The sequence below is a fragment of the Pseudomonas sp. p21 genome (genome assembly GCF_001642705.1).
In the GTDB taxonomy this organism is placed as follows: domain Bacteria; phylum Pseudomonadota; class Gammaproteobacteria; order Pseudomonadales; family Pseudomonadaceae; genus Aquipseudomonas.
In genome coordinates this window covers 80,627-100,852 of the sequence record NZ_LWBV01000004.1, presented here as the reverse complement: position 1 = coordinate 100,852, position 20,226 = coordinate 80,627, and the positions used below count along the sequence as shown (strand labels likewise).

13 protein-coding genes are annotated in these 20,226 nt (G+C 64.2%); 3 read left to right on the top strand and 10 right to left on the bottom strand.

The genetic code is table 11. The features are described 5' to 3' along the window. Nucleotides 1-129: 129 nt before the first annotated feature. Entirely contained in the window at nt 130-4,443 is a 4,314-nt protein-coding gene (locus A4C63_RS13910; protein ID WP_063913153.1) for a DEAD/DEAH box helicase, read from the bottom strand. Nucleotides 4,444-4,671: 228 nt separating this feature from the next. On the opposite strand from A4C63_RS13910, the gene A4C63_RS13905 reads away from it, so the two are divergent. After that, nucleotides 4,672-5,085: an NUDIX domain-containing protein gene (locus A4C63_RS13905; RefSeq protein WP_063913152.1), complete on the top strand. Its 414-nt coding sequence runs from the start codon at nt 4,672-4,674 to the stop codon at nt 5,083-5,085. Here the strand turns inward: A4C63_RS13905 and metR are convergent. Next, the gene (metR, locus tag A4C63_RS13900; RefSeq protein ID WP_063913151.1) at nt 5,069-5,986 is read right to left on the bottom strand and encodes a transcriptional regulator MetR; all 918 of its coding nucleotides are present in this window, start codon (nt 5,984-5,986) and stop codon (nt 5,069-5,071) included. The genes A4C63_RS13905 and metR overlap by 17 nt on opposite strands. A 196-nt stretch (nt 5,987-6,182) precedes the next feature. On the opposite strand from metR, the gene A4C63_RS13895 reads away from it, so the two are divergent. Further along, entirely contained in the window at nt 6,183-7,178 is a 996-nt protein-coding gene (locus tag A4C63_RS13895; protein WP_063913150.1) for an alpha/beta fold hydrolase, read from the top strand. Between the two features lie 99 nt (nt 7,179-7,277). Here the strand turns inward: A4C63_RS13895 and A4C63_RS13890 are convergent, their stop codons facing one another. The 7 genes from A4C63_RS13890 to A4C63_RS13860 all read right to left on the bottom strand — a co-directional run bounded on the left by A4C63_RS13890 (nt 7,278) and on the right by A4C63_RS13860 (nt 14,152). Continuing rightward, complete coding sequence (locus tag A4C63_RS13890) at nt 7,278-7,613, bottom strand: GlpM family protein (RefSeq protein WP_025754578.1); 336 nt, start codon at nt 7,611-7,613, stop codon at nt 7,278-7,280. 26 nt (nt 7,614-7,639) lie between these two features. Continuing rightward, on the bottom strand, nt 7,640-8,968 hold the full coding sequence (locus A4C63_RS13885; RefSeq protein WP_013973972.1) for a sigma-54 dependent transcriptional regulator: 1,329 nt from the start codon (nt 8,966-8,968) through the stop codon (nt 7,640-7,642). Continuing rightward, entirely contained in the window at nt 8,965-10,869 is a 1,905-nt protein-coding gene (locus A4C63_RS13880) for an ATP-binding protein (protein ID WP_063913149.1), read from the bottom strand. Before A4C63_RS13880 ends, A4C63_RS13885 begins: the two co-directional genes overlap by 4 nt. Before the next feature lie 73 nt (nt 10,870-10,942). Continuing rightward, nucleotides 10,943-11,677: an amino acid ABC transporter ATP-binding protein gene (locus A4C63_RS13875; protein WP_003258023.1), complete on the bottom strand. Its 735-nt coding sequence runs from the start codon at nt 11,675-11,677 to the stop codon at nt 10,943-10,945. Next, nucleotides 11,674-12,345: an amino acid ABC transporter permease gene (locus A4C63_RS13870; RefSeq protein ID WP_063913148.1), complete on the bottom strand. Its 672-nt coding sequence runs from the start codon at nt 12,343-12,345 to the stop codon at nt 11,674-11,676. Before A4C63_RS13870 ends, A4C63_RS13875 begins: the two co-directional genes overlap by 4 nt. After that, complete coding sequence (locus A4C63_RS13865) at nt 12,346-13,092, bottom strand: amino acid ABC transporter permease (protein ID WP_063913147.1); 747 nt, start codon at nt 13,090-13,092, stop codon at nt 12,346-12,348. 142 nt (nt 13,093-13,234) lie between these two features. Continuing rightward, on the bottom strand, nt 13,235-14,152 hold the full coding sequence (locus tag A4C63_RS13860) for a glutamate/aspartate ABC transporter substrate-binding protein (RefSeq protein WP_025340398.1): 918 nt from the start codon (nt 14,150-14,152) through the stop codon (nt 13,235-13,237). A gap of 183 nt (nt 14,153-14,335) precedes the next feature. On the opposite strand from A4C63_RS13860, the gene A4C63_RS13855 reads away from it, so the two are divergent. Continuing rightward, nucleotides 14,336-18,628, top strand: coding sequence for an NEL-type E3 ubiquitin ligase domain-containing protein (locus A4C63_RS13855; protein WP_256202941.1), 4,293 nt, complete (start codon nt 14,336-14,338; stop codon nt 18,626-18,628). A gap of 42 nt (nt 18,629-18,670) precedes the next feature. On the opposite strand, the gene glpD is transcribed toward A4C63_RS13855, so the two are convergent. Continuing rightward, on the bottom strand, nt 18,671-20,209 hold the full coding sequence (gene glpD, locus A4C63_RS13850) for a glycerol-3-phosphate dehydrogenase (RefSeq protein ID WP_063913440.1): 1,539 nt from the start codon (nt 20,207-20,209) through the stop codon (nt 18,671-18,673). Between the last annotated feature and the right edge of the window lie 17 nt (nt 20,210-20,226).

The window sequence follows — 20,226 nt, the reverse complement described above, 5'->3', positions numbered from 1 at the left end:
CTTGCGATGGCGCGGTCAGGCTCAGGGCCTGGGGCAAACCCCGACCATAGCCAAGTTGCACGGCTGTGCAAATTAAAATCGGGGTAGCGAAAATCATTCTCGCCAAGCCTTGTGCAGGCTGTACGGGCCCTATCGCCGGCTTGCCGGCGATAGGGCCCGTACAGCAAAAAACATTGAGATGGTGTCGCGCAGCAGCTTCTGCCGCCAGCTTTCCTGCTCTTGTGCCGGCGCTTCGACCAGGTACGAATAGTGCCCGGCCACCCGCACCGCCACTGGTACCCCGTCGCGATACAACAGGCGGTTGCCACTGACCGCCGGCACTTTCGCCCCCGGTAGCAACGACCCGACCAGGTTCAGCGGGTCACTGGCGCTCACCACTACCAGTGCCCCGTCCAGCTCACGCCGCCGCACCTGCCGCAGCAGCCCCACCGCCTCTGGCAAGGCGAATTGTTCACCGGCCAGCCCGGCAATGAAGCGCCCGCCACGAATCTCGCCACGCGCTTCCAGCCGGTGATAGCAGCGCAGCAGCTCGCGCCACGGCGGCAGCACATCGCTTTCGCGCTCCAGCAGCCGCCAGCAGACCACGCCATAGCGCCGTAGCAAGGCACGGGCAATGTGCTCCAGACGCTGGCTGTCGTCCACCGCGCCCGTGCGCAACAGGGCCCAGCGCCCAGCATGGGACATGCTGCTGGACAGCGGCGGGTGGCCGCGTCGGCTGTTGCGTGAAGCACGTTTCGCCGCCGGGGTGATCAGGCTGCGCAGGCCGGTGAAGCTGTCGGCCCCAACCAGGCCTGCACCTACCAGCTCCTGCAAGACCGTCTCCAGTTCGCTGGGCAGCAGGTGGGCATCCTGTGTCAGCTCGTCGAAGAACAGCGCGCCATGTGCATGCAGCACCTCGTGGACGCGTTGCGCCCGTGCGCCGAGGCTATCCAGGGCTGGCACGGGGGCAAGGCTGCGCCACAGGCCAAGGTGCTCGCGCGGCAGCAGCACCAGCGGTGTGCTCGACAAGGTGTTGCTCGACACGGTCGCCGCCAGCCGGCTCCAGGCAAACTGCCCGCTGCGGCAGGCGTCGTCGAGCCAGTGCGGGCTGTAGTCCTTGATGCGTGCCGGCAGCAGTTCGGCCTCCCAGGCGCCAGCGGCACTCGGGAAGCCTTGCAATTGGCCCAGTACCTCGGCCACCGCTTGCGGGCCGCGCAGGCGTGTGTCGTTGGCCAGGTGCTGCCAGTCGAACAGAAAGCGCATGAAGTCCTGCAGGCTGACCGGCTCGATCTCCCGCCGCAAGCGTTTGACCGTGTAGCGGTGGATACGCGCCAGCAAATGGCGCTCGCACCACTGCAGTTCGCTTGCACCCGGGCTGAAATGCCCACGCAGCACATAGCCTTCGCTTTCCAGGCGGGCCAGTGCCTGTTCGATGGCCGGCAGCGGTTTGCCAAGTGCTGCCGCAATCTGCGCACGGGTCAGCGGGCCATGGCCGCTCAGGCGGGCTCGCAGCAGTTCGACCAGCGCAATGTCCGGCTCGATGGCCTGATCGAAGCCTGGCAGTACCTGCAACGCAGGTTCCAGCCGGGAGCCGGGATACAGCACCTGCAGCAGGCTCAACCGCTCGCGCGCTAGCCACAGCTTTTCATCCACCAGGCGCAAGGCCCGGCCGGCTTGGGCCAACTGCCTGAGCAGCAGCTCCCAACTGGCATTGTCCTGCACTTCTTCCTGGCTGATGGCACCCAGGCCCATCAACGCCTCATGCATTTCATCGGCATTGCCCGGCTGCGGCCAGGCCTCGGCAGCAACGGCGGCAATGGCATCGGCGTCCAGTGCGCCCAGGGCGTCGCTGCTGTGCAGCTCGTTCCAGCGCCGGTTGAGCACCGCCTGAGTGCGCCGTTCTTCCAGCGGCGCATCATCCAGAAAGGCATAGGGACGGGCATTGAGGATGGCCGAAGCCAGCGGCGAAGGGGCGGGCAGGTCGCGGCACAGCAGGCGCACCGTGCCGCTTTCCATGCGCCGCAACAGCGCCAGCCAGCCTTCGCAGTCCATCGCCTCGTGCAGACAGTCGTCGAGGGTTTGCTCGACCAGCGGATGATCAGGAATCTGCCGTTCGCCGACGATATTCTCCAGGCAGGCGATCTGGTCGGGGAACACGGCGGCAATCAGGTCTTCGCTCTTCATCCGCTGGATCTGTGGCGCCACCTTGCGCCCACCGACAAAGCGCGGCAGGGCCAGGGCCACGCTGGCGTTCCAGCGCCAGCGCACGCCAAACAGCGGCGCATCGAGCAGCGCCTGGACAAGAATCGGCTCGGCGCTGCGGCTATTCAGGTAACGCCACACATCGTCCAGTTCGAAACTGTGGCTGGTGGACAGCGACAGCACGATGGCGTCCTCGCTGGCTGCCGCCTGCAACTCGAAGTTGAAGGTGCGGCAGAAGCGCTTGCGCAGGGCCAGGCCCCAGGCGCGGTTGATGCGGCTGCCGTAGGGCGAATGGATGATCAGCTGGGTCCCGCCGGACTCATCGAAGAAGCGCTCCATCACCAGCGTGTCCTGCGAGGGCAGGGCGCCGAGCACTTCGCGGGTGCGGGCCAGGTAGTCGAGCAACTGGCCGGCGGCAGCTTCGCCCAGGTCGAAGGTGTCCTGCAACCAGGCCAGCACCTCGGCCTGGTTGGCGCTCGCCAGCTGTTGGTCGATCTGTGCCTGCAGCCGGGCCACCGCGGCAGACAGCTCGTTGCTGCGCCCCGGCGCCTCGCCCAGCCAGAATGGAATGGTCGGCGGCAGGCCATGGGCATCCTCCACCCGCACCCGGCCCGGCTCGACGCGCAGGATGCGATAGGAGGCGTTGCCCAGCTGGAAGATGTCGCCGGCGATGCTTTCCACCGCAAAGTCTTCGTTGACGCTGCCGATGTTCAGCGCCTGCGGTTCGAGCAGCACGGCGTAGTCGGCGTTGTCGGGGATGGTGCCGCCGCTGGTCAGAGCGGTCAGCTGGCTGCCACGGCGGCCACGCAGCGTGCCGCTCACCGCATCGCGGTGCAGGTAGGCACTGCGCACGCCCTGGCGACCGTTGAAGCCCTCGGCGAGCATGCGCAGCAGGGCCTGAAAGTGTTGCCGGTCGAGTTCTGCGTAGGGCGTGGCCTGGCGCAGGCAGTCGAACAGCGCCTGTTCGTGCCAGGGCTGGTTGCTGGCTTCGGCAACGATCTGCTGGGCCAGCACATCCAGCGGCGCCCGGGGAAGGTGCAGTTCGTCCAGCTCGCCCCGGCGTATGCAGTCGAGCAGGGCCACGCATTCGATCAGGTCATCGCGCGAGGTCGGGAACAAGCGCCCCTTGGGCACGCCATCGACCTGGTGGCCGGCGCGGCCAACCCGCTGTAGCAAGGCTGCGATCGAGCCTGGCGAAGCGATCTGGCAGACCAGTTCGATGTCGCCGATATCGATACCCAGTTCCAGCGATGCAGTGGCCACCAGCACCTGCAGCTGGCCGCTTTTCAGGCGTTGTTCCGCCTCCAGGCGCAGTTCCTTGGCCAGGCTGCCATGGTGCGCGGCAACCGCCTCTTTTCCCAGGCGGTCGCTGAGGTGGCGGGTGATGCGCTCGGCCAGGCGGCGGGTGTTGACGAACACCAAGGTGGTGCGGTGTTCGCGCGCCAGGGTAGCCAGGCGGTCGTAGACCAGGCCCCAGACGTCGGTGGCCATCACTGCACCCAGCGGCACTGGCGGTACCTCGATGGCCAGGTCGCGCTGCCGGGCATGGCCGACATCGACGATGGTGCAGGGGCGGCCGTTGCCGACCAGGAATTGCGCCACCCGCTCGACCGGGCGTTGCGTGGCCGACAGGCCGATACGCCGCAGCGGCTGGTTGCACAGGGCTTGCAGGCGCTCCAGGGTCAATGCCAGGTGGGCGCCGCGCTTGTTGCCGGCCAACGCATGGATTTCGTCGACGATCACCGTGTGCACGCTGGCCAGGCCTTCACGGCCCGAAGCCGAGCCCATCAGCACGTAGAGCGATTCGGGTGTGGTCACCAGGATGTGCGGAGCCAGCTTGCGCATGGCGGCACGGTCCTTCTGCGGGGTGTCGCCGGTACGTACGGCCGTGGTGATGCGCGGGGCGTTCAGGCCCTGGTCCGCAAGGGCCTGGCTAATGCCTTCGAGCGGGGCTTGCAGGTTCAGGCGGATATCGTTGGACAGCGCCTTGAGTGGCGAAACGTAGACTACCTGGGTTTGCGCAGGCAGCTCGCCCTGGTGCTCCAGGCCCTGGCGGAACAGTTCGTCGAGCACGGCCAGGAACGCGCTGAGGGTCTTGCCCGAGCCGGTCGGCGCGGCCAGCAGCATTGAATTGCCCGCGTGGATCAACGGCCAGGCCTTGGCCTGGGCATCGGTGACCGTGGCGAAATGGCGACGGAACCAGGTGCGCACAGCAGGGTGAAACAGCTCGAGCACCGGGTGGTGTTTGGCGGGCAGGTTCATGTGTTGGTTATGGCGGGTGTGGGACGGGTTGGCAAGGGGCCGTTCGTCTGGCAGGTCGGCTATATCCTGTGGCGGCCCTTTCGCGGGCATGCCCGCTCCCACAGGTGCTGCGCAGGACTTGTGGGAGCGGGCGTGCCCGCGAAAGGGCCGGCACAGGAAACACTGGCCTTGTCAGGCCAGGACCCCCATGGGATCCTCCCCGGCCATTGTTTCAAGCGAGCCCAGCCCATGCCCAAGACCATCCGCATCGCCGCCGCCCTGCTGATCGACCCCCAGGGCCGCACCTTGCTGGTTCGCAAGCGCGGCACCCAGGCCTTCATGCAACCTGGCGGCAAGATCGATGCTGGCGAATCCCCGCTGCAGGCGCTGGTGCGCGAGCTGCATGAGGAACTGGGCCTGCACCTCGACCCGGCCCAGGCCGTGCACCTGGGCCAGTTCAGCGCCCCGGCCGCCAACGAGCCGGGCTTCGAGGTACAGGCCGAACTGTTCCGTGTCGACAGCGCCGCCGCCGTGTGCCCGGCCGCGGAGATCGAAGAGGTGGTTTGGCTGGCCGCTGACCAGGTACCCGCCATGCACCTGGCTCCCCTGACCCGCGACCTGATCCTGCCGCTGTACCGCCAGGCCGTCAGCGCACCGCGCTGACACCATCGAGGGTGGCGAACGAGGTGTCCTTGGCTGTCAGCAAGAAGTCGCGCATGTACGGCGCATCGAGCATGTCGGTGCGCACGGCGGCGTAAAGCGTGGCGAACAGGCCTTTCTCGCCCAGGCGCTTGCCCTTCACATACCCGCGGGAGCTGTACTCGTGCAGCGCCCAGTGCGGCATGCCGCAAACGCCACGGCCGCTGGCCACCAGTTGCATCATCATCACCGTCAGCTCCGACGTGCGCACGGCGGCCGGCTCGATGTCGGCCGGCTCCAGGAAGCGGGTGAAGATGTCCAGGCGATCGCGCTCCACCGGGTAGGTGATCAGGGTCTGGTCGAGCAGGTCCTGCGGCACGATGTAGGGTTTGCTGGCCAACGGATGCTGGTTGGCCACCGCCAGCATCGCCTCGTAGGTGAACAGCGGCACGTAGGTGATGCCCGTCAGGTCCAGCGGGTCGGAGGTCACCACCAGGTCGAGGTCGCCGCGGGCCAGGGCCGGCAGCGGGGCAAAGGCAAAGCCTGAGGCCAGGTCCAGCTCCACTTCCGGCCAGGCATCGCGGAACTGGTCGATGGTCGGCATCAGCCACTGGAAGCAGCTGTGGCATTCGATGGCCATGTGCAGGCGCCCGGCGGTGCCACCGGCCAGGCGCGCGATGTCTCGTTCGGCGCTGCGCAGCAGCGGCAGGGTGGCATCGGCCAGTTGCAGCAGGCGTAGCCCGGCGCTGGTGAAGCGGATCGGCTTGGTCTTGCGTACGAACAGCGGCAGGCCCAGGCGCTCTTCCAGCTCCTTGAACTGGTGCGACAGCGCCGACTGGGTCAGGTGCAGGCGCTCCGCAGCCTCCACCAGGCTGTCGGCCTCGCGCAGGGCATGAAGGGTTTTCAGGTGACGGATCTCCAGCACTGCTGACTCCGGGGTGTGGATTTGAGGAAATAGGGAATGAGTTGAGTTTCCCTCATGTTGCCGCGCCTGTCGACTGGGCGTTCGGTCGCACCGCCTGGCGGGAGTCATCAAACTGTCACTGAACTGTGGCAGCGCGCCCGAACAGAATTCATCAGACTCGCGCTCTACTGGGGATCTGCATTCTGGTGTTTCTTTCATGCGGGCTTTTTGGCTTTTTCTTTTCTGTGTATTCGGCGTACCTGCGAGTTTCGCTGAACAGCGTTGTGACGCCCAGGTGCCGGTGCAGCGGGCCGAGCTGGGGGCGGTCAGCCTGGTGTACCAGAGTGTCGGTGCGCCACGCGACCCTGCCTTGCTGCTGGTGATGGGCCTGGGCGGGCAGCTGATCCACTGGCCGGACGATGTGGTCGAGGCATTGTGCCGCCAGGGCTTTCGGGTGATCCGCTATGACAACCGCGATGTCGGCCTGTCACGCTGGAGCCAGTTGCCACCGTCGGCCAACCTGACGGTCGAATTGCTGCGCTACAAACTGGGCCTGCCGGTGGTTGCGCCTTATACGCTGACCGACATGGCGGACGATGGTCTGCGCCTGATGGATGCGTTGGGCGTGCGCCAGTTCCACGTGCTGGGGGTGAGCATGGGCGGCATGATTGCCCAGCACCTGGCGGCCATGGCGCCCGAGCGCGTGCGCAGCCTGACGCTGGTCATGTCCAGTTCAGGGGCGGCGGGGTTGCCGGCGCCGGATCCGGCGCTGGTGCAACTGCTGGCCCGGCGCAGCGCGCCGAACCGTGAAGTGGCCATCGAACAGCAGGCCGACCTGCTGGCGGCGCTGGGCAGCCCCGAGGTGCATGACGACCGTGCAGCCTTGCTGCAGCAGGCGGCCGTGGCCTACGACCGGGCGTTCAACCCTGACGGGGCCAAGCGCCAGATCATGGCGATCCTGGCCGAGCCGAGCCGCGTCGAGCTATTGAACCGGTTGAGGGTGCCGACATTGGTGGTGCATGGTACGGCCGACCCGTTGTTGCCGGTAATGCATGGCGTACACCTTGCGGCACATATTCAAGGTAGCCAGTTGCGTTTGATACCGGGGTTGGCGCACCGCTTCCAGGAGCCTTTCAAGGCGCCGCTGCTGGGGGCTGTGTTGCCCTACCTGCAGGCGCATCGGCAGGATGTCACGCATATCGCAGGGCTCTGAATCCGCGTAGGCCTCTTCGCGGGTACGGCACAGACCTCAGGCAATGTGAGGAACCTGTGGGAGCGGGTTTACCCGCGAAGAGGCCAGCGCCGATTCCGATCAGTGCATCCGCACCCACAAGGTCACCAGCACGGTCGCGGCCATCAGCCAGGCCACCGTGGCCAGTGCTAGCGATGCCTCCAGGCGCAGGCGGTCGACCAGCACATACAAGGTCGCCAGGTACACGAAGTACGGAATGATCGACCACATGCCGAACAGGATGGTGGTCTTCAGGTCGGCAATGCTGCGCCCTTTGCCGACGATGTAATGGGCAATCAGGGCGAAGGTAGGGAACAGCGGCACCAGCCCGGCGATGTAGTAATTGCGCGTCTTCGACAGCACCGCCAGCAGCAGCACCACGCCAGCGCCAAGGGCCGCTTTGAATACCAGGTCCACGTTGTCTTTCCAGGTTGGGTTTGAGGTCAGCCGAGGCCGTATTTTTTCACTTTGTCGAACAGCGTGGTCTTGGCCATGCCCAGCTCCTGGCTGGCCTGGCTCAGGTTGCCGCCAGTGCGTTGCAGGGCGTCGCTGAGCAGGTTGCGCTCGAACGCTTCCACCGCCTCGGCAAAGCCCAGACCTTGGCTGGCACCACCGCTGGGGCCTTTCTTGAACGCCGGCAGGCCGAGGGCATAGCGTTCGGCGACGTTGCGCAGCTCTCGCACGTTGCCTGGCCAGTCGTGGGCCATCAGGCGCGACAGGGTCTGGCTGTCCAGCGCAGGTGTTTCACGGTCGAAGCGCAGGGCCGACTGCTGCAGGAAGTGTTCGAACAGCTGCAGGATGTCTTCGCGGCGCTCGCGCAGCGGCGGCAGCTCCAGGGTTACCACGTTCAGCCGGTAATACAGGTCGCTGCGGAACTGGCCGCTCTGGCCCATTGCATCCAGGTCGGACTTGGTTGCGGCGATCACCCGGCAGTCCACCGGAATGCTCTGGTTCGAGCCCAGCCGCTCCAGGGTGCGCTCCTGCAGTACGCGCAGCAGCTTGATCTGCAGGTTGATCGGCATGCTCTCCACTTCGTCTAGGAACAGCGTGCCGCCGTTGGCGTGTTCGATCTTGCCGATGCGGCGTTTGCCGGCACCGGTGAAGGCGTTGGCCTCGTGGCCGAAAATCTCGCTTTCGAACAGATTTTCCGGCAGGCCGCCACAGTTCAGCGCCACGAAGGGCTGGCCCTGGCGGCGGCTGAAGTCGTGCAGGCAGCGGGCGACAAGTTCCTTGCCGGTACCGGTCTCGCCTTCGATCAGCACGTTGGCCGAGGTATCGGCGACGTTGGCGATCAGTTCGCGCAGGTGCTCCATGGCTGGCGAGCGGCCAATGATGCGCCCCTCCAGGCTGCTTTGCTCGGCCAACTGGCGGCGCAGGGCCACCACCTCGCGCGACAGCCCGCGCTGTTCAAGGGCGCGGCGTACCACGTCGACCAGGCGCTCCGGGGAAAAGGGCTTTTCCATGAAGTCGTAGGCGCCATTGCGCATGGCGCCGACCGCCATGTCGATATCGCCGTGGCCGGTGATCAGCACCACCGGCAGGCTGCGGTCGCGGGCCTTGAGGCGGTTGAGCAGCTCCAGGCCATCGATGCCCGGCAGGCGGATATCGCTGACGACGATGCCGGCGAAGTCGTCGCCGATGCGTTCCAGCGCTTGCTCGGCGCTGCCCACGCCTTCACAGGCGATATCTTCCAGGGCCAGCGCCTGCTGGCAGCCGAGCAGCACATGCGGGTCGTCTTCGACGATCAGGACGGTAAGAGGCGCTTGGTTCATGGGTGCTCTGCCGATTCGCTAGGGGGTGATACCAGCGGCAGGGCCAGGACGAAGGCCGTGCCGCCGCTGGCGGGGTGCTCGACGTTGAGGCTGCCCTTGGCGGCGGCGGCAAGGCTCGCCGACAGGGTCAGGCCCAGGCCCAGGCCGTGTTCGCCCGGTTTGGTGGTGAAGAAGGGTTCGAACAGGTGCTTGCGCGCCTCGGCGTCGATGCCGTGGCCATTGTCACGCACCTGCAAACGGTATTTGTCGCCCTGCAGCTCGCCTTCCAGCCACAGCTGCGGTAGTGGCTGGGCGGCCATGGCATCCAGGGCGTTGCCGATCAGGTTGACCAGGATCTGCTCCAGGCGGGTCTGGTCGATGGCCAGTTGCTGGTCCTCGAACTGATTGTGCAACTGCAGGTGGCAGGCGCTGATGCGGTTGGCCAGCACCTGCAGGGTAGCGTCCACCGCCTTGGCCAGCGAGGCCTGGCCGCTGTCGTCACTGCGCCGGGCGAACGAGCGCAGGCTGGCGGTGATGCGGCCCATGCGGTCGATCAGGTCGTTCATGGTGCGCAGGTTGGTGCTGGCGGTTTCCAGCGCCCCGCGTTCGAGGAAGCGCACGGTGTTGCCGGACAGTGTGCGCAGCGCGGCCAGCGGCTGGTTCAGTTCGTGGGCAATGCTGGTCGACATCTGCCCGATGGCGGCCAGCTTGCCAGCCTGTACCAGTTCATCCTGGGCGTGGCGCAGGGTCTGCTCGGCATGCCGGCGCTCGCGAATCTGGCCTTTCAGGCGTTCGTTGCTGGCGCGCAGGTCGGCCGTGCGTTCGGCAATCCGTCGCTCCAGCTGGCTGTTGGCTTCCTGCAGGGCCTCACGGGCTGCCAGGCGGGTGGCGATGACCTTGCGCCGTTCGTTCCAGGCGATGCCGAGAATCGCCAGCAAGGCGAAGGCCACGCCTACCAGGATGCCCTGCACCATGGATTCGCGGCGCAGGTCCTGCAGCGGGGTCAGCAGGGTGAAATGCCAGGGTGTATCGGCCAGGCGCCGGGTCTGGGCCAGGTAGGCCATTTCGCGGGCCTTGCCCTGTGCGGTTTCGCTGTTGGCCGGGAAGGTCAGCTTTTCCACACCATCGGCCAGGGTTTCCCGGGCCAGGGGCTGCAGCTCGTTCAGCGGCCACCAGTAGTACTGCAGGCTACGGGCCAGGCGCTCCTTGATTTGCGGGGTCAGCGGGCGTACCGACTTCAGGCGCCGGGCCGGGTCACTGGAGAGGATGATGATGCCGTTCTCGTCGCTGACGAACGCCTCCAGGCGGGCACGCTGCCAGCGCTCCTCAAGGGTGTCCAGGCGCACTTTGATCACCGCCACACCAATGATCTTGCCGTGCTCTTCCAGGCCATGGGCCAGGTAATAGCCGGCCTCGCCGGTGGTGCTGCCAATACCGTAGAAACGCCCGGGCTCGCCGCGCACTGCGGTCTGGAAGTAGGCCCGGAACGACAGGTCTTCGCCGAGGAACGAGTCGGCATCGCGCCAGTTGCTGGTGGCCTGGACCCGGCCGTTGGTGTCGAGCACGAAGATGGCCCGGCTGCGGCTGCGCCGGTTCAGGCCTTCGAGGTATTCGTTGACGGTCTGCCGCGAGCCGCCGTCAGGGTCGGTGAGCAGGTGCGAGACGCTGTCTTCCAGCTCCAGCAGGCTCGGCAGGTAGGTGTACTTGCTGATTTCGCTCTCGACCGTGCGCGCGTGCAGCTCCAGCTGGCGCTCGCCGTTTTCGCTGAGGGTGCGGATGCCGTTGCTCTCGCTGATCAGGTAGCCAGCCATGCCCAGGCCGACCATCAGCAGGATGATCAGTGGCGGCAACAGCAATTGGCGGAGGAGGCGGGATTTCACGGCAGGCTTGGCAGGGAGAAGAAGCGAAGGATCGCATTTCATCACAGTGGCCTTGTCACGACCAGCGCCTGCTGCCCGAAAGGGCAGCAGCGCCGACCGCTTCAGTGAAGCAAAATCAGTGTTGCAGGATCTTGCTGAGGAAGTGCTGGGTACGCTCGTGGCGGGCGCTCGGGTTGCCGAAGAAGTCTTCCTTCTGGCAATCCTCGATGATGTTGCCCTTGTCCATGAAGATCACGCGGTTGGCCACTTTGCGGGCGAAGCCCATTTCGTGGGTCACGCACATCATGGTCATGCCTTCGTGGGCCAGTTCGACCATCACGTCCAGTACTTCGTTGACCATTTCCGGGTCCAGCGCCGAGGTCGGTTCGTCGAACAGCATGACGATCGGGTCCATCGACAGGGCGCGGGCGATGGCCACGCGCTGTTGCTGGCCGCCGGACAGCTGGCCGGGGTGCTTCTTGGCGTGGGCACCGAGGCCGACGCGGTCGAGCAGGGCCAGGCCCTTCTTGGTCGCTTCCGCTTCGCTACGGCCAAGCACCTTGCGCTGGGCAATGGTCAGGTTCTCGGTGATGGACAGGTGCGGGAACAGCTCGAAATGCTGGAACACCATGCCAACGCGCGAACGCAGCTTGGGCAGGTTGGTCTTGGGGTCGGCGATCGAGGTGCCGTCGACCACGATGTCACCTTTCTGGAACGGCTCCAGGGCGTTGACACACTTGATCAGGGTGGACTTGCCCGAGCCCGACGGGCCGCACACCACTACCACTTCACCCTTCTTGACCTCGGTGCTGCAGTCGGTCAGTACCTGGAAGTCCCCGTACCACTTGTTGACGTTCTTGATGGAAATCATACGGTGATCCTTTTTTGCAGGCGCTTGACCAGCCACGAAGCGGAGAAGCTGATGAGGAAGTACACGACACCGGCGAAGATCAGGAACTCATGGGAGCGCCCGATGATGTCGCCGTTGGAGCGTGCCGAGTTGAGGAAGTCCACCAGGCCCACGGTGTATACCAGCGAGGTGTCCTGGAACAGGATGATGCTTTGCTGCAGCAGCAGCGGGGTCATCTTGCGGAAGGCCTGGGGCAGGATGATCAGGCGCATGGTCTGGCCGTAGGTCATGCCCAGGGCCTGGGCGGCGCCCATCTGGCCCTTGGAGATCGACTGCACGCCGGCGCGGACGATTTCGCAGAAGTACGCGGCCTCGAACATCATGAATGCCACCACGCAGGAGGTGAAGGCACCCACCGGGGTGTCCTCGCCGGTGATCCAGCGCAGCACGAACGGTACAGCCAGGTAGAACCAGGTGATTACCAGCAGCAGCGGGATCGAGCGGAAGTAGTTGACGTAGGCACCGGCCACGTTCGACATCAGCTTGCTCGACGACAGGCGCATCAAAGCCAGGATGGTCCCCAGTACGATGCCGCCGATCACGCCCATGACCATCAGCTGCAGGGTCATGACCATGCCTTCCCACAGGGCTGGCAGGGCCGGGATGATTTCGCTGAAATCCATGTCCATTTATTTGCCCCCTACGGAAATCAGGCCGGGCACCGAGACTTTCTTCTCGACCATGCGCATCAGCAGCATCAGGCCCATGTTCAGGGTGAAGTAGATCAGCGTGGCCAGGGTGAAGGCCTCGAACAGGTTGGCCGAGAATTCGGCGGTCTGCTTGGTCTGCGCCAGCAGTTCCATCAGGCCGATCAGCGACGCCACCGACGAGTTCTTGAACACGTTCAGGAATTCCGAGGTGAGCGGCGGAATGATGATCCGGTAGGCTTGCGGCAGCAGCACGTTGGTGTAGATCTGCGACAGGCTGAAGCCCATGGCGCGGGCGGCGGCTTCCTGGCCGCGGGGCAGCGCCTGGATGCCGGTACGCACCTGTTCGCACACGCGGGCTGCGGTGAACAGGCCCAGGCAGATGACCACGCTGATCAGCGCCGAGGTGGTCGGGTTGAGGTCCTGCTTGAACCATTCCTGCAGGCCTTCTGGCAGCAGGTCTGGCACCAGGAAGTACCAGATGAACAGCTGCACCAGCAGCGGCACGTTGCGGAACAGCTCCACGTAGGCAGTGGCGATACCTGCTACCACACGGTTCGGCACGGTGCGCATGACGCCGAGGAGCGAACCCAGCAGCAAGGCGATGATCCAGGCGGTGATGGCGATGGCGATGGTCCAGCCCAGACCGGTGACGTACCAGTCCAGATAGGTCTCGCTGCCCACGCCGGTGGACTTGAAGAACACGCCCCAGTCCCAGTTGTAATTCATCGGGATTTCCCCTCAGACGATTGTTTCACGGGCACTTTCGAGCATCCGAGGGCGGCGAACGCCCTCGGATGAAAGGTTAGACACTAATGGGTGGCCTGCAGAATTGATTGGTGCTGTTGAGCACCAAGCCACTATCTGAGAGTCAGGACTTCTTCTCGTCCGCGGCCTTGTCGGTCGGCTCGGCGATCAGTTTCTTCAGCTCGTCGCTCATCGGGAACTGCAGGTTCAGGCCCTTTGGCGGGATCGGCTGCTGGAACCACTTGTCGTAGCTCTTGTTGACTTCGCCCGACTTGAAGTAACCGACGATGGCGTCATCGACCGCTTTCTTGAAGGCTGCGTCATCCTTGCGCACCATGCAGCCGTAGATTTCGTACGACTGTGGGGTACCGGTGATGACCCAGTCCGACGGCTTGCGAGCCTTGGCCATTTCGCCGGCGAGCAGGGCGTCGTCCATCATGAAGGCCACGGCGCGGCCGCTTTCGAGCATGTTGAAGGCTTCACCGTGGTCCTTGGCGGAAATCACGTTCATCTTCATCTGCTTGTCGGCGTTCATCGCCTTGAGGATGCGCTCGGAGGTGGTACCAGCGGTGGTCACCACGTTCTTGCCGGCCAGGTCCGGGAAGTCCTTGTATGCTGGCTGACCGTCCTTGACCTTGGTCAGCAGGCGGGTACCGACTTCGAAGATGCCGACCGAGAAGCCGACCTGCTGCTGGCGCTCGACGTTGTTGGTGGTGGAGCCGCACTCGAGGTCCACGGTGCCGTTCTGCACCAGCGGGATGCGGGTCTGGGAAGTGACCAGGTTGTAGCGGACCTTGATGTCCGTACCCAGTTGCTTCTTCAGGGCGTCGACGACAGCCAGCTGGATGTCATGCGAGTAGCCCACGGGCTCGGGCTTGCCGGCCAGGTAGGAAAACGGGATGGAGGAGTCGCGGTGGCCCAGGGTGATGGTGCCCGAATCCTTGATCTTCTTCAGGGTGCCGGTCAGTTCTTCGGCCATGGCCGGCGAAGCGATCACAGCGGCCGCGATGGCGGCGCCCAGCAATTGACGAACGATACGCATCAAATTTTCCTCGACGTGTTTGTTTTTTTTATGGAGCCGTTGGCGGACTCTTTCGTTCAACGAATACCGCAAGAAGCGAGTGCATTCGGCTACCAAGTGTAGAGCATGAGTCGTGCCAAGCCCTGATATCGATCATAACGTCGCATATTCCGAGGGATACAAACGATTTTTCGGTTTTCAGGCTTGCCATGTCGTGACGGTTTTCCGAACGAATGCTTGCTTGGTGTTCGGAAATCCGAATGGCAGGTCGGCAAGCTGTGTCGAGCCGACATATGTACCACGGGGTGGATCAGTGCACGTGTTCACATCCGGGCTTTCCAAACTGGAGATCCCTCAGTGGCTGCAATTCATTCATTTGCCCAAACCTCTGTCGATCACTTGATAGCGCGACAACTTCCTTCCTGGCTCGTCAATGCCGAGGCTGCGCATGCACAAGCCTTTCGCCAGGCCTTGCTGGCCCAGCAGGCCTGCGCCGAGCGTTTGCGCCAGGTGATGCAGCCTGTTCCTTCGATCGAGACGTTTGCCCTGGCTCGGTTGGAAACGGCCCTGCGCGATGCCGGGCTGGAGCAGGTTGATCCGCGGCGGGCGTTCGTCTCGATCGAAGAACAATTCAAACTGCCTTCGGCCGCCGAGAAACTGTACCAACCCATGGAAACCTACAAGTCACGGCACAGTTTGCTGGCGGCGGCTTTGCACAACTTCCAGGACCATGAAACCCAGCCCTGGCTCTTGCGCAAGGCAAAGCTGGTCGGCGCCCAGGGCGTAGCCTTGCCCCTTTCGTTTGAGCATTTCGCCGCGATGTGCCGCAGCCTGGATATTGGTGCGGGCTATCAGGCATTGCTGAAGAATACGCTGCAGCCCAAGTCGGGCCGTGGCCAACCCAGGGATCAGGCGCGCAAGGAAATCGAGCAGCTTTTCCAGGACTGCCAGCGTACCCGTCTGAGAGCTTCGCTGTACGAGGCCAGGATCAAGGGGCATATGGACGAAGCGGACCTGCGGCGATTGCTGTCATGTTTCACCCCGCAGAGTGAAAGGGATGGTGCCAACGGTACTTTGATTGCGCGTCAGCTCTATTTGCTTGGCAAGTGCATCGTCGGTGTAATCGCGTTCGAATGGCGAGTGGCCGGCAACGATGTGATCGATGAAGTCATCCTGTGGGTTCCTGACGATCCTGAGAAGGCCATCCGTCACTACGATAGCTGGCCGCAAGCCTACCAGGACATGGGCATGCGCTTGCGTACGCCCTCGTTCCGCCGGTTTTTCGAGCGGTTCATCAAGGCTCGCGACTGCAGCGGATTCAACCAGGTGTTGACCAGTCTGCTTGCAGCATCCGCTCCTGGCTCGTCGCTACAGCTAGACGGCCGAAACCTGCCCGTCACGGGTGATGTGTTCGCCCACGTCCAGGCGCAGCAGATGGCCAGAATCTTCGACGATGCGCGGTTCATTGCCGTGCCCACGGATGATGAAGATCGCCAGAGCAGGCAGCAGCGGTTGCAGCAGATGCTGTCCGCAGGGCTTGACCTGTTGGGGATGGCGGCTTTTTTCGTACCCACGTTGGGCGAGGTGCTGCTGGTGATCAACGCCGCACAGTTGCTGGACGAGGTCTACGAAGGCTATGAGGCCTGGCGATTAGGGGATCGCCAAGCAGCGCTGGCTCACCTGTTCAGCGTTGCCGAGAACCTGGCACTGGCCGGGGCGGTTTCCGGGACCATGCATGTATTGCCGCGCATTCCGTTTGTTGATGCGCTGGAACCTGGACTGGCCGCAGGGGGCAAGGTGAAACTCATGCACGGCAGCACGCATGCGCACGTGGAGCAAAGTCCTGCAGCGTTATTGCAAGCTCTCGCCCCACAAACGCTCGGCAGTGTGCTGGAGGATGATGCGCGCACGCTTGTGGCTGTCACTGGCTACGGCACCGATGAGCTGCGCCGCCTGTGCGTAGAGCTGGCGCCGGTCCCGGCACGGATCCAGGACATGCATGAGCGCATAGGCCTGCATCGCAGTTCAGCCGGGCTTGAAGGCCCATCGTTCGAAGAGGCGTTCGCCGCCCTGAGCGAACCCCTTGATTCAGACCAGGTGATTCTGATGCAGGCGTTCAAGGGCCTGACGCCTCATGGGGCTGCGGAAATCATCAGGCACACCAGCACGGCTCAGCTGGAAAGCTTCCGCACCACTGGGCGCCCGCCGCTGAGCATGGCTGAACGGGCGCGCGGGTATGCTCGGGACAGCCGTCTGGACAAGGCCTGCCTCGGCATGCGCTTGCATGGCATGATCAACGCAGACAGCGAGCAGTTGGTGATGGGGCTGGTTGCGAAGAAGGCGCCATGGCCCTCTTCGCACCCTGTGGAGCTGCGCTCGGGCAGCCGGAATGGTCGCGTGAAGTTTGCCAGTCATCCCGAGTCGAAAGCCCAGGCCAGGGTCATCGTGAGGAGCGGGGCAGGTTACCGCCTCGACAAGGGCGATGGTGCGAACACGGAGGGTGCTGGCCAGTCGTTGCTGAAGGTGGTGGTGCAATGCCTGGACGAAGAGCAGAAGGTCGCACTGGGCTCCAGTAGCCTCGATGCCAGGCAACTACGTGACTGGTTGATGGAAGCAGCCAGTGCCGATCGCGAACTGGCTGGCCGGCTGATTGGCTTGGCGCCATCGGGTGAAGGCATCCATCTGCCCAGGCGCTTTGGCGACGGACGCCTGGGCTACAGGCTCAGCGGCGGTGGGGAGAGCAGCCAGCAAGCGATCAGGCGCGGGATTCACCAGATCTTTCCGACGCTCAGCGAGTTGCAGCTGCAGGCTTATCTGAACGCTGTGCGGGCGCAAGGCCATAGTCTCTGGGATCACTACCAGCTGCTGCAACGCCAGCTTGCGGAGCTGCGGCAGGCCTTGAGCGAATGGCAAGGCCAATGGCGAACACCTGCCGATGCCGTGAGGCGCCGTCGGGTCGCCGAAACCTTGCGTCGCAGCTGGCGGCGCAAGCTGGTGGATGCCAATGACGAATACGAGCTGGTAATCGATGGTGAGCATGTCGGTGAGCTGCCGACGCTGCCTGCGGGGCTCGAATTTGCGCATGTGCAACGGTTGGTCCTGCGCAATATGAACCTGGCGAGCATCGAAGCGGATTTTCTCCACCGCTTCCCCAACCTGGTCGAACTGGACCTGAGCGAAAACCGCCTCACTCAGGTGCCGCCGGGAATAGAAAGGCTGGTACACCTGCGCCGCCTGAACCTTGCACGTAACCAGATCGTGATCAACGCCGAAGCCAATCATCGCTTTGCCCAGCTGGCGTTGCTGGATACGATCGAGCTGAGTTTCAATCCGCTACGCCAGGCGCCGGACCTGTCAGGTTTGCGTCATGTGCGGCAACTGCATCTGCGAGCGACCGAGTTGGTGGATTTGGAGGAGTTGCTGGCACGCGCCTCCTGGAGAGCGTTGATTGACGCACGAGAAAACCGGATTCGCGAACTGCAGCGGGAAATGCAAGGGCTGAACTTGCGACTGGCGCGAATCGAGCTGCATGACAACCCGTTGAGCCGGGCCAGCCATGAGCAGCTCGACCGTACGCATGTCGGCACAATCCCGGGCACCCGAGGAAGCACCTCCTACAAGCATCGTGAAGCCAGTGTGGAGGTCCGCGAGCTGTGGACGCAAACCCGTGACCCGGCGCTGCGCAGGCAGCGCGAGGCGACCTGGGATCGGTTGCAGCAGGAGGTCGGGTCGCGCGACCTGTTCCGGTTTCTGGCTGATCTGAGCCAGGGGGACGATTTTACGGAACACCCGGGCCACTACCGTCGGCGCATATGGCGCATCCTGGATGCCTGTGAGCAGAGCGAAGTGGTGCGCGAGCAGTTGTTCCGCGAGGTCGGGGGGCCGCGCAGTTGTGAAGACCGTTTGCTGTTGATATTGAATCAGCTGGAAGTCGGTGTGCTGGTACAGCAGGGTGTCAGCGGTGTACCACCGGCCATGATGGAACAAAGCCTGGTACGCCTGGGGCGCCAGCTTTACCGGCTGGATCTGGTGGACGCGATCGCAGCCCGGCATGTGCAGCGCATGCGCGCAGGTGCCATTGACCGGGTCGATGAAATCGAGGTCAGGCTGTTGTTCCGTAACCAGCTGGCGCAGGCGCTTGAACTGCCGATCCATGTCGAGGACATGCATTACGCGTCATATGCCAATATAACGGACGCCGAACTGGTCGAAGCTCGACTGGAGGTACTGGAAACCGAGACGCCTCAGGTCATTCAGCAGGCCCTGGCGCAGAGGCCGTTCTGGGTGGACTACACCAGGCGGCGGTACGCCGAACGGTTCGAGCAGCTTGCGGAGCCTTACCACCAGCGCCTGGCCGAGTATGAGGCGCAAGCTGCAAGCGCTAGCGAACAGCTCTACCTGCAAAAAGCCGACGAGCTGATGCATCAGCTGGAAGCGGCCGAGCGTGAGTTGCTGCGGGCACTGGCCGAGGAGGCGTGGAGGCGATTTGCCGAGTGAAGCGGGGCGGCCACCCGCGTTGCGGGCGGCTACCCTGGGATGTCAGGCCGCGCGAGTTGCGGCCTGGGTTGCCTGCTTGTGGCGAAGGTACTCAATCAGCGCTTCTTGCTCCGTGACGCTGGTGAACAGGCCGAGCTTGGTGCGACGCCAGAGGATGTCGTCCGCGCTCATGGCCCATTCTTCCCGCATGAGGTAGTCCACTTCACGAGCGAACAACCCGCCACCGATGGACTGCCCCAGGTCCTGCGGCCCCTGCACACCCTCGAGCAACTGCCATACGCGGCTGCCATAAGTCAGAACCCAGCGCTTGGCGATATCAACCGGCAGCCATCCACAACGGGCCAGCACCGCATCGACCAAGGCTTGCACGGTGGTCATCCGTTCGCCACCTGGCAGTGGCGAGCTGGCTGTCCAACTACCGCGCATCTGTGGGAAGTGCGGCTTGAGCTCGGCCATGGCTGACTCGGCCAGTTTGCGGTAGGTGGTCAGCTTGCCGCCGAACACCGAGAGCAACGGCGCCTGGCCTTCCTCGGCGGACAACGCCAGGGTGTAGTCGCGGGTCACTGCCGATGGATTGTCAGATTCGTCGTTGCACAGCGGGCGAACGCCCGAATAGGTGTGCAGGATATCGCCGCGGCCCAGTTGATGGTTGAAATGCGCGTTGACCACTTTCAACAGGTAGTCGGTTTCCTGGTCGGTGATCGCCACCTTGGCTGGGTCGCCGGTGTATTCGCGGTCGGTCGTGCCGATCAGGGTGAAGCGGTCGAGGTAGGGAATGCAGAAGACGATGCGCTGGTCTTCGTTCTGCAGGATGTAGGCGTGTTCACCCTCGTACAGGCGCGGCACGATCAAGTGGCTGCCCTGGATCAGGCGGATGCCATAGGGCGCATCGAGCTTGAGGTCATCCTTGATGAAACTGGCTACCCACGGGCCGGCCGCATTGACCAGGGCGCGAGCGCGGATGGTCTGCAGGCTGCCGTCGGCGTGCTGCAGCTCGACTTGCCAGACCCCTTCGCTGCGCTCGGCGCGCAAGCAACGAGTACGGGTGCGGATGTGCGCGCCGTTTTCACGGGCGGCCATGGCATTGAGTATGACAAGGCGGGCATCGTCCACCGCGCAGTCGGCATATTCGAAACCACGGGTGATCTCTGGCTTGAGCGGGTAGCCGGGGCCAAAGCGCAGGCTGCGCGAGGCGCCCAGGCGTTTGCGTTTGCCCAGGTGGTCATACAGGAACAGGCCGGCGCGAATCATCCAGGCCGGGCGCAGGTGTGGGCGGTGCGGTAGCACGAAGCGCATGGGCTTGACGATGTGCGGGGCTTTGGCCAGCAACACTTCGCGCTCGGCCAGTGCTTCACGCACCAGGCGGAATTCGTAGTGCTCCAGGTAGCGCAGGCCGCCGTGGATCAACTTGCTGCTGGCCGACGAGGTGTGCTGGGCAAGGTCGTCCTTTTCGCACAGGAACACCTTGAGGCCGCGCCCGGCGGCGTCGGCAGCGATGCCCACGCCATTGATGCCGCCGCCAATCACGGCGAGGTCATAGCAGTCGGCGAGTGGGGGCTGGGACGAAACGGGCTGGGACACGGGCAAGGCCTCCTGGG